Annotated in this window: 15 protein-coding genes; 11 read left to right on the top strand and 4 right to left on the bottom strand. The window is 46.1% G+C overall.

Annotated features, from left to right (window positions below):
- Position 1: 1 nt before the first annotated feature.
- Genes lpxC through lpxI form a run of 4 tightly spaced genes read left to right on the top strand, consistent with a single transcriptional unit; the run spans position 2 to position 2,933 of the window.
- Positions 2-826 carry a UDP-3-O-[3-hydroxymyristoyl] N-acetylglucosamine deacetylase gene (lpxC, locus tag IKN49_03700; protein ID MBR3632150.1) on the top strand — a complete coding sequence of 275 codons (825 nt, stop codon included), beginning with the start codon at positions 2-4 and terminating at the stop codon, positions 824-826.
- The gene (gene fabZ / locus IKN49_03695; GenBank protein MBR3632149.1) at positions 823-1,311 is read left to right on the top strand and encodes a 3-hydroxyacyl-ACP dehydratase FabZ; all 489 of its coding nucleotides are present in this window, start codon (positions 823-825) and stop codon (positions 1,309-1,311) included. Before lpxC ends, fabZ begins: the two co-directional genes overlap by 4 nt.
- Complete coding sequence (lpxA, locus tag IKN49_03690) at positions 1,304-2,110, top strand: acyl-ACP--UDP-N-acetylglucosamine O-acyltransferase (protein MBR3632148.1); 807 nt, start codon at positions 1,304-1,306, stop codon at positions 2,108-2,110. Before fabZ ends, lpxA begins: the two co-directional genes overlap by 8 nt.
- A complete protein-coding gene (gene lpxI, locus IKN49_03685; GenBank protein MBR3632147.1) occupies positions 2,103-2,933 on the top strand; it encodes a UDP-2,3-diacylglucosamine diphosphatase LpxI in 831 nt (276 codons plus the stop codon). Before lpxA ends, lpxI begins: the two co-directional genes overlap by 8 nt.
- 299 nt (positions 2,934-3,232) lie before the next feature.
- On the opposite strand, the gene IKN49_03680 is transcribed toward lpxI, so the two are convergent.
- Positions 3,233-4,468 (bottom strand): hypothetical protein, encoded by a 1,236-nt coding sequence (locus IKN49_03680; GenBank protein ID MBR3632146.1) that lies wholly within the window; start codon positions 4,466-4,468, stop codon positions 3,233-3,235.
- A gap of 196 nt (positions 4,469-4,664) precedes the next feature.
- Between IKN49_03680 and IKN49_03675 the strand changes: the two genes are divergently transcribed.
- Positions 4,665-5,138: a prepilin-type N-terminal cleavage/methylation domain-containing protein gene (locus IKN49_03675; protein ID MBR3632145.1), complete on the top strand. Its 474-nt coding sequence runs from the start codon at positions 4,665-4,667 to the stop codon at positions 5,136-5,138.
- 38 nt (positions 5,139-5,176) lie between these two features.
- On the opposite strand, the gene IKN49_03670 is transcribed toward IKN49_03675, so the two are convergent.
- Both IKN49_03670 and IKN49_03665 read right to left on the bottom strand, forming a co-directional pair.
- Positions 5,177-6,598, bottom strand: coding sequence for a DEAD/DEAH box helicase (locus IKN49_03670; GenBank protein MBR3632144.1), 1,422 nt, complete (start codon positions 6,596-6,598; stop codon positions 5,177-5,179).
- On the bottom strand, positions 6,595-8,463 hold the full coding sequence (locus tag IKN49_03665) for an ABC-F family ATP-binding cassette domain-containing protein (GenBank protein ID MBR3632143.1): 1,869 nt from the start codon (positions 8,461-8,463) through the stop codon (positions 6,595-6,597). Before IKN49_03665 ends, IKN49_03670 begins: the two co-directional genes overlap by 4 nt.
- A 118-nt stretch (positions 8,464-8,581) precedes the next feature.
- On the opposite strand from IKN49_03665, the gene IKN49_03660 reads away from it, so the two are divergent.
- From IKN49_03660 to IKN49_03635, 6 genes are all read left to right on the top strand, one after another.
- Positions 8,582-9,730: a hypothetical protein gene (locus tag IKN49_03660; protein MBR3632142.1), complete on the top strand. Its 1,149-nt coding sequence runs from the start codon at positions 8,582-8,584 to the stop codon at positions 9,728-9,730.
- A gap of 16 nt (positions 9,731-9,746) precedes the next feature.
- Positions 9,747-10,697: a phosphatase PAP2 family protein gene (locus IKN49_03655; protein MBR3632141.1), complete on the top strand. Its 951-nt coding sequence runs from the start codon at positions 9,747-9,749 to the stop codon at positions 10,695-10,697.
- Positions 10,698-10,785: 88 nt separating this feature from the next.
- Entirely contained in the window at positions 10,786-11,439 is a 654-nt protein-coding gene (locus IKN49_03650) for an OmpA family protein (protein ID MBR3632140.1), read from the top strand.
- A 151-nt stretch (positions 11,440-11,590) separates the two neighbouring features.
- Positions 11,591-12,436 carry a hypothetical protein gene (locus IKN49_03645; protein MBR3632139.1) on the top strand — a complete coding sequence of 282 codons (846 nt, stop codon included), beginning with the start codon at positions 11,591-11,593 and terminating at the stop codon, positions 12,434-12,436.
- A 15-nt stretch (positions 12,437-12,451) separates the two neighbouring features.
- Positions 12,452-12,895: an NfeD family protein gene (locus IKN49_03640; protein MBR3632138.1), complete on the top strand. Its 444-nt coding sequence runs from the start codon at positions 12,452-12,454 to the stop codon at positions 12,893-12,895.
- Between the two features lie 2 nt (positions 12,896-12,897).
- Positions 12,898-13,899 (top strand): SPFH/Band 7/PHB domain protein, encoded by a 1,002-nt coding sequence (locus IKN49_03635; protein ID MBR3632137.1) that lies wholly within the window; start codon positions 12,898-12,900, stop codon positions 13,897-13,899.
- A 172-nt stretch (positions 13,900-14,071) separates the two neighbouring features.
- On the opposite strand, the gene IKN49_03630 is transcribed toward IKN49_03635, so the two are convergent.
- Positions 14,072-14,500: a DNA-binding protein gene (locus IKN49_03630; protein ID MBR3632136.1), complete on the bottom strand. Its 429-nt coding sequence runs from the start codon at positions 14,498-14,500 to the stop codon at positions 14,072-14,074.
- Positions 14,501-14,508 lie beyond the last annotated feature (8 nt).

Genomic DNA, 14,508 nt, shown 5'->3' with positions numbered 1-14,508 from the left:
CATGAGAAAAACCATTTTAACATCTGTTTCTGTAAGTGGCGTAGGCATACATACGGGAGCCCCGGCTACTATGACTTTCAAGCCGGCCCAAGACGGAATTCACTTCGTCAGAGTGGACTTAGCCGGTTCTGCCCCTATCCCGGCCGATTTGGCTCACGTAGGTTCTACCCTGCGCGGCACCAATCTAAAGAATGAAACGGCCGAAGTATGGACCGTGGAACACGTTCTATCTGCCCTGCACGCTTTAGGGCTAACAGATGTATGCGTTGAAATGGATGGACCGGAACCGCCGATTATGGACGGATCTGCCAAAGTATATATCGAACATTTGCAAAAAGCCGGTCTGACGGATTTAACAGAAGAAGAACCGCTATTAAATCTTAAAAAACCGGTTACTTATTCTGCCGGTAATATCTCGTATGCGGCCGAGCCGTCGGATCAACTTACTTTTACCTTTGTATACGAACACAAACATCCCTTGGTAGGCCGTCAGGAATACACCTTATCGTTTTCAACTGAAAATTATGTGGCACAGATTGCTCCGGCTCGCACTTTTGGATTTGAAGAAGAATTGGCCTATCTCAAAGCGCACGGATTGGCCAAAGGCGGCAGTTTGGAAAATGCAGTAGTCGTGGGCAAAGATAAATTTCTAAATGAGCTGCGCTTTCCCGATGAGTTAGTGCGGCATAAAATACTGGATTTAGTAGGCGATTTACGCTTAATTGGCAAACGGCTACCGCCCTTAAAAATAACCTGTCATATGGGGGGCCATAAACACAATGTGTTATTTGGGCGGTTATTACTAGCTAATGCGGAGGAAAAATGAAAGAAAAACATCCGTCCTTAGCACCGTTGTTGTCCGCGCCGGCCATTAGGGTGTTAAGTAAAGAGGATATTCAGAAAAACATCCCACATCGGGATCCGTTTTTACTGGTAGATGAAGTACGCATTATTGAAGAGCAAAAATCTTGCGTAGGGATTAAGAAAGTAACGGGGGAAGAGTATTTTTTCAAAGGACATTTCCCGCAAAAACCGATTATGCCCGGCGTATTGATTTTGGAAAGTATTTCGCAATCGTTTGGCAGTGCGGGGATGGGGCACGTATCGAAAGGAAAAGAAATACCGCTCTTTCTAGGGGTAGAAGATGCGAAATTTAGGGGGATGGTTGTTCCGGGGGACACTTTAGAAATGCCCGTGCAATTTTTACGCCTTGGCAAGCTCTCGCGCATTTACGCGGAAGCGTACGTCAATGGCAAACTCTGCACGCAGGCATACCTGACGTTCATATTAGGAGAAAACTTGCATGTCTGAAGCACATATTCATCCCACCGCCATTATAGCACCGGATGCTAAAATAGATCCGTCCACCTATATTGGCCCTTACACGGTCATTGGTCCGCGGGTGACGATTGGCAAAAACAACCGCATTGGTCCTTTTTGCTTAATCGAAAATACCGTTATGGGCGATGACAATGAGCTTATTGCCCATGCTACCATCGGAGTCAAACCGCAAGACTTGTCTTACGACGATTCTATGCAAAGCATGGTGCAAATTGGCAATGGTAATAAGATCCGCGAATGTGTCACCATTCACCGTGCCACTAATGAACAGGTGCCCACGATTGTGGGAAATTCTTGTTTATTGATGGCCAATTCTCACGTAGCACATGATTGTTGCTTGGGAAATAATATCATTCTGGGTAATTGCACCGGTATCGCCGGGCACGTACATATTGCAGACCGCGTGATTACCTCCGGTATGGTCGGCGTACATCAATTTGCACGCATCGGCCGGTTGGCTATGCTTTCCGGCGGCACCATGGCTCCGCAAGATATCCCCCCCTTCTGCACCGCCCAAGGAGAACGGGCCCGTTTAGTTGGATTAAATGTGGTGGGGATGCGTCGTGCCGGCATGAAACGGGAAGAAATTATGGCCGTTCAACGTGCCTTTAAGGTATTATTCCGCGCCAGACTGTTACTCAAAGACGCTATCGCGCAGTTAGAAGCCCAACATCCTATTCCGCCTGTACAAGAGATGTTGGATTTCTGCAAGAACTCGCAACGCGGAATTACCGCTGCTAAACGTAAAATAAACCAAGCCGATGAATAATAATGAGGTATTAGGCATTATTGCCGGTGAAGGCAAAATGCCCATTTATATTGCTCGCGAAGCCGTCCAAAAAGGCGTGCGCGTGGTGGTGGCTGCCTTAAAAGGCAATGCCAAGGAAGAAGATTTCAAAGGCATTGCTGAAGTCATCTGTAGTATACGCATGGGCCAACTGGGTGCCGGCATCAGTTTTTTCAAAAAGCATCAAGTATCTCGGGTGCTAATGGCCGGCCGTGTGCAACATACCTCTATTTTCAAAAACATAATGCCGGATTTGCGCGGGGCTAAATTTTTAGCCTCGCTCAAATCCATGCAGACTAAACATATTTTGTCGCGCGTTATCGAAGAATTTCAGAAGGAAGGCATAGAGTTTGTCAGCTCGGCTTCTTTTCTGGAACGGTTTATGCCCCCCAAGGGCACGCTGAGCCGTCGCACTCCTACCGAAGAAGAGCAAAAAGCCATTGCTTTTGGTTACAAAATTGCTAAGACCCTGTCCGGTTTAGACATCGGTTTGACGTGTGTAGTCAGCCAAAGCGCAGTCATTGCCGTGGAAGGCATGGAAGGGACGGACGCGTGCATTCGCCGTGCAGGCGAACTCTACAAAAAATCAGCTGAAAAAAAGAGTTGTATAGCCGTCGTCAAAGTGGCCCGCCCCGACCAAGATAATCGTTTTGATCTGCCGGTCATAGGCAAAGGCACCATTTCTTCTTTGCAAGAAAGCGGCCTTAAACTGCTGGCTTTTGAAGCGGACAAAACCCTTGTACTGGATTTAGAAGAAGTCATCAAAATAGCCGACCAAAATGGCATTTGTTTGACCGCTATTTAGAGCCGGTACCTTTGCTATTACAAAACCCCATCTAAATTGAAAGTTACGAAAACCGATACCTTACGGCTATCGTGGGTTTCGTGCGTCTTCTAAGACTTCCTATCTAATTAATTTTTTAACTTGCTTGAGGTCCCCCCGCTTGCTATGATAAAAGAAACAAAGCGATTTTTGTCCGACCCGCAAGGGTCTATCGGGGGATAAATGGGGAACGGGGAATGTGCTTGCATATTCCCCGTACTTTTTTACTTACAAGAAAAAACCCCGCTCCGAGGAGCGGGGTTTAGATTGTTCTTCTAAGATTAGAAGTTAATCAACATACCGATTTGGCCTTTGATGTTGTCTTTGTGGAAGGCATCTTTATAGGTGGTGCCTGCAGCGACTTCATCATTACCATACTTGGCATAACCTAAGCCAGCAAATAATTGCACATATTCATTGTGCGTATATTTGGCGGTTAAGTCAGCTTCCCAAGTAGAGGCATGGTGAGCATAACGATCTTGGAAGGAATAGCCATCCAAGGAGAAGGTCCATTTTTCAAACGGGTTAAAATCGACACCCAAGTTGAACATACGGACACCTTCACCGGAGTATTGTCCGATTTGACCAGCCAATCTATGACCAATGATCAAACCCGGAGTATAGTTGCCCCAAGCCCGGAAGTTTTCATGTTCATACAAGAAAGCACCGCGCACGGCAAATTCGTTGATGTCCAATTTGGCATCAGCTTTTACCATGTAACCGGTATCTTTATGTTCTTTAATCAAGCGGTCACCGCCATAGTTGCGGGCATATTCTACGCTAAATAAACCAGCTTCCGGAGTGAAGCTCAATTTGGCACCATACAAGCCGGCATCTTTATCAGTGTTACCGTCCGGAATATTGAGCACGGTGATTTTTTCGAAATTGTAGATGTAAGCTTGCAATTTGACTGCATCGGTAACGTTCAAGCGGAAGTCACCACCCATGATTTTGGTACCATCAGCAAGACCGCCCAAGACGTTTACAGGGCCCATGCCATTATCTACAACGCCCACTTTACCGGCGATGAAGGTAAAAGCTTTTACATCATCGGCATAGGTCAATTTGACCGCATCCAAAGATTGGGCATAAGCAGCGCGGGTTTCCGCATTGTAGTGGTTCGGACCAACATACATGACAGCGCTGTCTTCATCACCGTAGAATTGACGACCGACGGTCGCTTCTAAGCAATCAAATAAGTTAGACAACACTACATTGGCGTTGGATACTCTTACCCGACCTTCATAGTCATTGATGGTATCCCCATCCATATTACCGTTCCAAGTATCAGCATATTGGAACAAAATGTTGGCAGTTACATCTTCCACGAGTTGGGCAGATAAACCAGCCAACACACGGGTGTGTACGCCGTCATTATAATATGCCGGGTCAGTGTTATGGTTAACATCAGAGGCGATGGTTTGAATTTCGCCAATGAGGTTTACGTTTTTCAATACATCAGCGCTTGCGGGGAAGGCCACAGCAGCGACCAACAGCAAGCCTAGTAGTTTCTTCATGCAGTACTTCCTCCTTATTAGTTTTAAACTACCCTACACCTAGATTAAAACTTTTTGAGAAACATTTTGCAAGTCCTTTTTTAATCTACTATTGACAAACAACTAGCAAGACTGCTATCCTATGTCCCATTTTGGGCTTGCCACACAGCTCTGAAATCATTATACTGTAGAAAAGAAATACTTAAGGAGAGCTCATATGTTTGCTAATAAACAAGGTTTTACTCTAATCGAATTAATGGCAGTGGTGCTGATTATCGGCATTCTGACTGCTATTGCCGTGCCGCAATATACCAAATCCATCCGCCGCGCAGAAATGATGGAAGGTTTAACAAACGGAAAGACCTTATTGGATTCAGCCGTTCGTTTCAGATCCATCAACAGCGAAGTCCCCACCAACTTTAATCAAATAGACGCTTCGTTTATCGGGGTTGATTCTTTCGCGGGCACTGAAATAGACGACGGCAATTTTACCTATACCTTAATGAGCGATCGCGTACGCGTTACCAGCAATAAAGGGGATTACCATTTAGACTTTATGTACCCTACGCATAATGCCAACGGCGTCTATGCACCGATTGCTTGTTGCCCGGACACCAGTTGGGTCTGTCAAAGTACCGCACAGGCAAGCACCACTCCTACGCTACCCAGCGGTTGCAGAGAAATTAAATAATTTCGTGTATCGTTTAACACCTCGCCAAAAGCGGGGTGTTATTTTTTGCGGCGTTTTTTGAAGTGAAAAGAAAACGGTCGGCGATGTTTGGCGGCTTTTTCTTGCGAAGCGGAAACACCGGATTGTCTCTTTTTCCGTCCCACACGCATCACCGCAAAACCAAAAGATTTATCGGGAGCTGGCACCGTTGCCGGCACCGGTTTCTTCTTGGCAGCGGACGGCGCAGAAGCGGTTTTCTTTCCTTCCAAACGAGATTTATCAGAAGATACAACCGGTAGGGATTTTTCTTTTTGAATCGAAACTTTCTTGGGTTTTGCAGCTCCCCTATCCGGCACAAATTTGGGCTTTGGTAAAGGGCGATCGCCCTTAGTCAGTTCCGCTATTTTCCCTAAATGGCACGTACGCACAATATCCTTCCACTTACTGTCATCTTCCTCCAGTATAAAGGAAAGGGCGGTGCCCACACTGCCGGCCCGGCCGGTGCGTCCGATACGGTGGATATAATCTTCCGGACATTGCGGCAAATCATAATTAATCACACAAGTCATGCCGTCCACATCAAGCCCGCGGGCTGCCACATCCGTGGCCACCAACACCGGCACTGTCCCTGTGCGGAAAAACTCCATTACTTGCCGCCGTCTGTTTTGACGCAAATCGCCGTGCAAAGCATTGGCCTTTACTCCATATTGTTTAAGTTGTTTGGCCAGTTTATCTGCCAAGTGTTTACTTTTTACGAAAATCAAAATCTGTCCGCGGCGGCTTTCCAGTTCCGTGAGTAATTGCCCCAAGCGCTCGCGCGTACCCAAACGAATGATTTGCTGTACTACTAAATCCACCGGACGAGTCACTGAGCCGATTTGTACGCGCACCGGACTTACCAAAAGTCCCCCCGCTAATTGCTCAATTTCTTTGGGCAAAGTAGCTGAAAATAATAATGTTTGGCGCGGGGTTGGTAAGGCCGTGCAAATTTTTCGCACATCCGGAATAAACCCCATATCCAGCATCCGATCCGCTTCATCTAGTACTAAAAAAGCAATGTTTTTGAGGGGAATGCTTTTATGCAGAATATGGTCTATAATCCGTCCCGGCGTGCCGATAATCAGGCGTGGTTTTCGGCGCAGTAGTGCATATTGTTTATGTATATTTTCTCCGCCAATAATTAACACCGATAGTAATTCTTCGGGCGGTACCAGGCTTTCCAAGGCTGCTTGGGTCTGTTGTGCCAGTTCGCGCGTAGGAGATAAGATAAGCGCCGCACTCTCAGGCCGTGCACGCAGATGTGTGATAAGCGGCAAGAGGAAAGCAAATGTTTTTCCGGTACCGGTTTGCGCGGTAGCCAACACGTCACGCCCTTGAAGCACCGGCGGTAAAGCCGATTGTTGTATCTGCGTCGGTTCCGTGATGTTCAGACGTTTCAGGGCAACTTGTAAATCCGGGGTTAATAAATCAAATGCGCTCATAATGCCTCCTCTTTACCGGCCAAAACATCTTCACATTGTTGGTTTAGAAACAGCCACCGTTCTTCCGCGTTTGAAATCTGATCTCCCAGTAAGGCCAACTCAATACTGTTATCGGCGTCATAGCGTTGCACCAGTAAATTTTCCAGCTCTTGTTTACGGGCGTTTAATTTTTCCAATTTTTTATCCAGTTCGCGGATTTCTTTTTTAAGCGGGGCCAGCAAAGCTCGCCTGGCAGCGGCATTTTTTCGGCGGGTTTCGGCAGAGTTTTCTTTGTCGCTGGCAGCGCTGGAGCCCTTATCATTTTTCTTTAAAAGGCTGGCTTTATAGTCCTCCAAATCTCCGCGATAAATCTGGCACGTGCCCCCCTTTACCAGCCACAAAGTATCGCAAGCCATTTCTATCACATGCAAATCGTGCGTGATTAACACCACTGCCCCCTCATAGTGATTTAAGGCTTCCAGCAAGGCTTGGCGCGATAAAATGTCTAAATGGTTGGTGGGCTCGTCTAAAATTAACAAATGCGGGGCATCTTTGGTAATGATTGCCAGGAGCAAACGGCTTTTCTCCCCGCCGGACAATTTGCCGATAACGGTATCCGACTTGGATTTATTAAGGCCAAACGCACCCAGTTGGGCACGGATTTGTGTTTCGCTCGTCCCCGGTGGCATTAAACCGGCCAACATTTCAAACGGTGTTTTTTCAAGATCTAATTCTTCCGTCTGATGCTGGGAAAAATAAGCAATTTTGATTTTTTTGGCAATCGTCATTCGCCCGCTCATTAGTAACAAGCGATGCGACAACACCTTGGCAAGCGTAGATTTTCCGTTCCCGTTTGCGCCTAAAAGAGCAATACGGTCATCGGGCTCAATACGCAGTGTAAGATGTTGCAACACCGGTTGATCATCGTATCCGGCCACCGCTTCTTCCAGCGTAATTAAGGCTTGCGTCAAGTGGCTTGGGGAAGGAAACTGAAAATGCACTTGCGGATCTTTAATTACCTCCGGAGGCTCTCCCAATTTTTCAATCATTTTGAGGCGGCTTTGAGCTTGTTTGGCTTTGGTCGCTTTATAACGGAAACGATCCACAAAACTTTGCAAATGCGCCACGACCCGCTCATGTTTAGCTGCCGCCAAACGCGCCCCTTCCTGCTCGGCCTGCCGCGTGCGCTCATAGGTATCATAATTGCCGTTATATACTTTGAGCTGGCTTTGCTCTACGTGTACGATTTTATCGCATAAGCGATTTAAAATATGGCGGTCATGGCTGATAAGAAGTACGGTTTTTTCCGTCTTAGAAAGATAATTCTCCAGCCACGTGGCCGTTTCTAAATCCAAATGGTTGGTGGGCTCGTCGAGTAGTAAACAGTTGCTCGGTGCATATAAAGTGGCGGCTAAATTGGCGCGCACTTGCCATCCGCCGGAAAATTCTTTCAGCGGGCGTTCAAAATCTTCATTGACAAATCCCAAACCGCTTAAAATGGCACTGGCCCGGGCCGTAGCCGAGTGCACCCCCAAACTATCTAACCGATCATAAATTTCGGCTAACTTTTCACCGGAAAGATCAGATTGTTGCAATTTGTGTTGCAAACGGGTCATTTCTAAGTCAGATTCCAATACAAAATCTAGTAATTTTTTGGACGGATCTTTAATTTCCTGCGCCACGCTGGCCAGCTGTGTTCCGCGTGAAATATCGATTTTCCCACCGTCCGGAAAGAGTTCGCCGGTGATCAGCTTAAATAAGGTAGATTTACCGCATCCGTTGAGCCCCACGACACCCATTTTCACGCCGTCGGGCACAAGCAGATTCGCCCCTTCAAACAAGGTGCGTAACCCAAAATGAAAAGATAAATCCTTAATTTCTATCACGTCTATATTATATGAAATTCCCCCTTCTCTCTGCCGCCTAAGTTCCATATAAAAATTTACTTTTCACGCCGATTTGTAGGCGAAAGCAGTTACACCCCAAATTTGATAAAATAAGGCCATGGAAGAACACTTTTTAGCCTTAGATTTCGGTAGTGGCCAAATTGCGGCCGTGCTTACCTCTTATGACAGCATTACCAACACCTTCCGCGTACGCCGTAGCGTGCAGGTGCCGTGCGCTTCCATTAGTGCCAGTTATATACTGGACTTTGACCATGCGGTACGTACCGTATCAGAGCTACTGGCAGAAATGAGCGAATATGCTCCTTTTACCCCCACGCTTACCGTCGGACTGCGAGGCGGATTTTTAAGTTTCCGCCGTACCAGCGGTTTTCTTTCCATCACCAGTAAAAATCAAGTGATTACCGAAAAAGATGTACAAGCCGTCTTGGATCAATCTTTGCCGGAAAGTTTAAGTGAAGAGTTAGAGATTGTGCACGTATTACCGCAATGTTTTACTTTAGATGGGAAAATGGGAGTTAATCCCGTGGGGCTCAGCGGCAATAATTTAGAAGTAGAAAGTTTTATTTCTTGTGCTTTGCGCAGCCATCTGCATAATTTGAACCGCGTCTTAACTGCGGCCGGTTCTGAAGATTTTGTAGTGGTACCGACTCTATTAACTTTGTGTGATACTTTGCTTAAGCCCGAAGAAAAACAAGCCGGTGTTTTGCTTTTAGATATCGGCGCGCAAAACAGTTCCGCAGCCTTGTACCACAAAGGACTTTTAGAAGCGGCTTGGGAAATCCCGTTAGGGGCTGAACTTGTCACTCAAGAAGTAGCCTACACGTTGCAAAACGAATTTCAGGAAGCGCAAAAAATTCAGCGAGATTATACCTACGGGGAAGATGAAATTATGGATGACGTATTGGACGAAGCCGCCCAAAAACTACTTAAAAAAATACATCACGAGTTGGTGCAATCGCTCTCTTACATTAAATATGCCCCTCACCAAATCGTACTTACCGGCGGTGGGGCTGATATTCCCGTAAAAAATGCCGCTAAATCTGTTTTTTCCGTTAGACGGGTGAAACTGGCGGGACATGATCAATTAATTGCAGATAGCGAAGAAATGCTGGGCCCTTCTTTTACCTCGGCTCTTTCTTTGGCACTGCATACTCAACGTCATTCCAATGCCATTTCTCGCACACCGGCCAAAGAAAAAACGGAAGGGTTGTTACGCCGGCTTTTAACTTCGTTAGGATTAAATTAAATAAAAGGAGAAAAAGATGGATATTGAATACTTGTTGTGGCTACAACAATTTAGAAACAGCATCCAAGATGCTTGGACCCCGTGCTTGGAGATGGTTTCCTTGTTTGCGGTAACTTATTTGGTGTTACTGCCTACATTTATTTATTGGACCGTTCATAAACGAAACGGTTTGTTCACGTTAACGGCGCTACATATCTGTGTGGCATTCAATGCCGTACTGAAATTAACCGTGTGCGCCTATCGTCCTTGGATACGGGACCCGCGGGTATTACCTGCCGGAAATGCCATTGAAACGGCGACGGGTTATTCTTTCCCCAGCGGACACACCACCACCGCTACTCCCATTTACGGCGGTATGGCAGTTGGTTTTTGGCATAGCCCCCGCATGCGTTGGGCGGCTGTTTTATGTATCATTGCCATTTTAATAACCGGATTTTCCCGTAACTATCTGGGAGTGCACACTCCGCAAGATGTGGGCGTAGGGCTGTTACTAGGAGTTCTCTCGTTGTGGGGCACGTGGAAAATATTTGCCTATGTGGACAAACATCCCGAGCAGGAAAATAAATTTTTATTGGGCGGAATTTTATTTTCCGCATTGGCCCTATTATACATCACCTACAAGCCTTATCCTTTAGATTATATCGACGGAAAACTATTGGTAGATCCGCAAAAAATGATGAATGACGGCTATAAAGATATTGGGGCCTTGGCGGCATTTTGTGTCGCACGCTACATTGAAAAACGCTGGATTGGTTTTGAGGCAACCGGCCTTAACTGGAAAGAAATTATTTGGGGAATAGTAGGGTTAATTCCTTTGGTGCTACTTATTATGTTTCTGCAGAAGTATTGCATCCTTTGGATGGGGCCGCATTGGGGAAGATTGGTGGCTCGGGGCTTTATTGTACTCTACATAGTGGCGCTTTATCCGGGATGGTTGAAATTTATTTTTCACCAACGCGCTAAATAGCGATAGGAATAAGTACTTACAAGTTCGTTCAAAAAAGTTAAAATATATTTACTACATATCCGGCCCTAGGCCGAAAAAGGAGAATACCATGAAAAAAATGATGTTACTGGGCGTAAGCGTGGCATTATTGCTGACTGCTTGCACCACCCCGGGTAAACGTACCGCTATCGGTGCGGGCGGCGGGGCGGCCGTAGGTGCTTTAACCGGAGCCGTAATCGCCAATAATACCGGCGGAAAAAGTTATCAGGGAGCCATCTATGGTGCCTTAGCAGGTGCTGCAGTCGGTGGTGCTTTGGGTAACTATTATGACAAACAAGCCAAAGAGTTAGCCGCCATTGCTGACGTAACCAAAGTCAAAGATGCAAACGGCAAAACGATTCGCTTAGTCATTACGTTGAAAAACGATATTTTATTTGAAACCGGTAATGCGGCCTTGTCTTCCGCTTCTGTGACCACGCTTAATGATTTATTGCGTGTGTTGAAGAAATATCCGAAAAACAATATCATCGTCGCCGGTCACGCCGATTCTACCGGCTCTGATGCGGTCAATAAGCCGCTTTCCACTCAACGTGCTAAAGCCGTATATGATTATTTAATCGGTAACGGTTTGAAAACCTTGAGCATTCAATACGTCGGTTATGGTTCTGCCCAACCGGTGGCTGACAACAGCACCGAAGCCGGCCGCGCCAAAAACCGCCGCGTGGAACTCTTGATTACCGCTAACGAAAAAGATATTCAATAAATCTTTTGCTCGTTAAAAAACCCGCGCTTTTGGCGCGGGTTTTTTTATTAAAAACGAGCGTTTAGTGGCAAACCTATGTAAAACATTTTACAATTAAAAATACTCCTTTTATTTTCGTGCACGAAACGGCTAAATTTGCTAGATTATGTATATGCAACAAATTCGACCTTCCCAAATTAAAGCACTCATCGATTTATTGGGCCGCGAAACCGGCCCGGAGGCGGCTTTGCTCAAAAAGGAATTGGCGCATATCATGCAAAACAATCCCCAGGCGTTGCACAGCGTCATTGAGCAAGATTTTCATTCTTCTTTACCGGCCGCTTTTGTAGGTGCCATGCAAGAAGTATATTGGGAAGATTTAACAAAACAGATTTCTCTTTTCACCGGCAAAATCAATCCGGAACTGGAAGAAGCCCTTACGCTGGTCACCCGCTTTGTCAATCCCGCTATCACCCGTCAAGAAATCAGCCAGCACATTGACGAGCTGGCCCGTCAGTTGCGCCCGATACTGGCTAACTGCACGTCTGCGGCGGATATTTGGAACTATTTGGGGCAATTTTTCTTTCATACCCAACAATATGCGGTGCTGCCGGCCGCCCATGACATTAAGGAAATTTCATTTGGGCGCTTTTTGCAAAAAAAGCAAGGCGCTGCCTTGTGCATGTGCTGTTTGTACACCGTCTGCGCAAAACGTTTTGGGCTGGAAGCCGGCGTAGTCGATTTGGCCGGACGAGTACTGCCTACTTTGCAACCTCAAGACGCCTCGCAACCTTTATTTGCCGATCCGTTAGAAAACGGCCGCTTGCTTACTTTAGAAGATTGCAAAAATTATATTTTTGAGCGCAATTTGGAATGGAATGAGGCATTTGTACAACCACTTTCTTCTCGTTTGATATTGCGCCGTTTCTTCAGCCACATGATTTTTATTCTCAACAAACTGCGCGATGAGAGGCGGCTTACGTTTTTACGTCAGTATATGGACGTGTTAAAAAATTAATTGTCGGGAGGAATCATGCCTTACTATACTTATTTGATTGTAGCGGTAGGATGTTTTATCGGAGAATTGTTCACGATGGACTTTTCTCTTACCTGCTTTGGTATCGGGCTGTTGGGCTCTGCCTTTGCGGCATGGTTAGGACTGGGCATCGGTAGCCAATCGGTTTTGTTTGTGTGTATCTCCCTGCTGGCTTTTATTTCCGTACGGCCCATGGCCAAAAAATGGTTGTACATGCACACCAAGCACGTCAAAACAAATGTGGATGCATTGATCGGGCGTGTGGTAATTGTAGTCACTGCCCCCGACGAGGACCATATCGGCCGTGTACAAACCGACGGAGATAACTGGCGGGCTCATTTTAATGCAGCCGCCAAAGAAGGCGAAAAAGTGCGCGTAGAAAAAATAGACGGCAATACCCTTTTTGTAGCAACTATTCCAACACAGGAGGAAGCAAAATAATGATGGACTTATATGTAATTTTCTTGGCAGCCATTGTATTTTTTGCAGTGGTTTTAATTGCCAAAGGTATCAAAATTGTGGACCAAGCGCAAGTGATTATCGTCGAACGCTTCGGTAAATTCCATGGGGTCTTATATCCGGGTATTAACTGGATTATCCCCATCATGGACCGTCCGCACATTATGGAATGGCGCAACAGCCGCGAGTTTGTAGACAACACCGGCCGCACCCGCGTCATGCCCTACAAAGAAATCCGCACCGTTATTGATATGCGCGAAACCGTCTATGATTTCCCGCGTCAAAGTGTTATTACCAAAGATAATGCCACTATTGAAATCAGCGCGGTGTTGTATTTCCAAATTACCGATCCGGTCAAAGCCGCTTATGAAGTGGAATCTTTACCGACGGCTATTGAAAAATTAACGCAAACGACGTTGCGTAACATTTTCGGTGAACTGGATTTGGACCAAACTTATACCGCTCGCGAAAAAATCAACGGCAAACTGTTAATTACCTTGGACAATGCCGCTAACAAATGGGGCGTGAAAGTCAACCGCGTGGAATTGCAAGACATTATCCCCCCCACCGCCATTCGCGAAGCCATGGAAAAGCAAATGAAAGCCGAACGCGACCGCCGTGCAACCGTAACCGAAGCCGAAGGTTTGAAAACTTCTCAAATCTTAAAAGCGGAAGCCGTGCGGGAAGCCGAAATTAAAAAGGCCGAAGGTTCCAAACAAGCGGCGATTTTAGAGGCGGAAGGTATCGCTCAAGCCAAAATTACCGTAGCCAACGCCGAAGCCGAAGCGGTACGCATTTTGGCCGCCGGCGTAGGTGATAAAGCCAATCCGGCCAATTATCAAGTATCTTTGAAATACATTGAAGCCTTGACGGAAATGACCAGCGGCAAAGATAATAAAATTATCTACATGCCCTACGAGGCCAGCAATGTACTGGGTGCCGTGGCCGCCATTAAAGATTTAACCGGCGGCGCCCCGCAGAAATAAGCAGTTTTAGTTGTACTAATAAAATTACCCCCTGCTTTTCAGAGCAGGGGGTAATTTTAGTTTAGATTGCTTGGTAAATTCTATCAAGTTTTTTGACTAGAATTTTCCCACAAGCCGTAAAAAACAGGGCGGAAAAGAGTTTCCACCCTGTCAAAATACAATCGTTACGATATTAGCTCCACAAAGAGGCTTTGGTCACTTTATCCATACGGCGCACTTTGGGTTCACCCACGAGTTCTTGGATATAGGCCTCGCCGATAAAGATTTTCGTACCCGGCAATAAATGACCGCCGAATACTTGGCTTTCTTTATCAGCCAGCATGATATGCGCATGCACGCAGGGGCGGTTATCTTGGATACTGATATTGCCGCTCAAGCTGACAATTTCCAGCGGTTGGGCAATGACTTTTTTATCATATTTTTTCTTGGATTGGTCAAAGAAACTAATGGTGGCATTTTCTACTGCGCCAATCACATTGACAATCCCGCACTTCACTTGATTATCGTGGCAAAACACTGCCAGAGATTCCATCAAGTCTTTGCCTTTGGGCAACTTAAAAATATACGTTCTTCCGGTTAAATAAGGTTTTTCTTCTGCCATTTTATTCT

It is taken from the genome of Elusimicrobiaceae bacterium (genome assembly GCA_017528825.1).
Classification (GTDB): domain Bacteria; phylum Elusimicrobiota; class Elusimicrobia; order Elusimicrobiales; family Elusimicrobiaceae; genus Avelusimicrobium.
This window is presented reverse-complemented; position numbering and strand designations above follow the sequence as displayed.